Origin of the sequence: Intrasporangium flavum (genome assembly GCF_001956915.1) — a bacterium.
GTDB classification, from domain to species: Bacteria; Actinomycetota; Actinomycetes; order Actinomycetales; family Dermatophilaceae; genus Monashia; species Monashia flava.
In genome coordinates this window covers 1-840 of record NZ_MLJO01000045.1, presented here as the reverse complement: position 1 = coordinate 840, position 840 = coordinate 1, and the positions used below count along the sequence as shown (strand labels likewise).

Here is an 840-nt window from a genome sequence, read left to right as displayed (position 1 = left end):
CGACGTCGCCGACGACGTACACGTCCTGCCCCGTGACCGTCGTCGCGTTGACGGCGAAGGCGACGCCGGTGGTGACGGCCTGCGACGTGGTGGCACCGACGTGCAGCGCCACCTGCTCGCCCGCGCCGACCGTCGCCGTGAAGGTGCCGTTCGAGGCCACGGTGTACGTGGGGCCCGAGCACGTCCCCGCGCCCGGGTCGCCGTGGGTCACGTCGCAGTAGGTCCCGGCGGGCAACGAGGTCTGGAAGGTCTGGGTCACCGGGCCGGTCTCGCGGTTGATGACGACGAAGCCCTTGCTCCCCCGGCCGAAGGCGACGGCGTTGTTGCCGTTCGACCACCAGTTCGTCACGGCCGCGCCGGCCACCGTGTTGCGGAACGCGACCATGTTCGCGATCTGGCGCCACGCGTGCTGGCACTTCCAGCCGTCGGAGTAGCAGGCGTTGACCTGGCCCCCGAGCGGCGGACCGGCGTCGACGTCGGTCCACTCGTAGCCGGAGAAGACGTTCGGCGCGCCGTAGGGCCACGCGAGGAGGAAGACGGTGGCCAGCGTGTACGTCGAGCCGGCCTTGTAGTTCAGCGTGGAGCCGTTGCGCTCGGTGTCCCAGTTGTCGACGAACGAGCGGGCGTTGCCCGAGGGCAGGTAGCCCCACGAGGCTCCCCAGTTCGACAGGTACGCCAGCTTCTCCGAGGTGAAGACCCGCTTGAGGTCGTAGGCGGCCCGGAACTCGTCGACGTCGCCGGAGCCGGTGTACTCGGTCGGCTGCACGGCCTCTCCTGCGCCGTAGATGACCTCGTGCACCCAGAAGACGTTCGGGTTGGTCAGCTTGGCCTTGATCGCGG

1 protein-coding gene is annotated in these 840 nt (G+C 69.8%); it reads right to left on the bottom strand.

Annotated elements, in window-relative coordinates; all coding sequences use genetic code 11:
- A partial coding sequence (locus BIV28_RS19550; RefSeq protein ID WP_207556135.1) for an alpha amylase C-terminal domain-containing protein occupies positions 1–840 on the bottom strand: 840 nt, incomplete at both ends.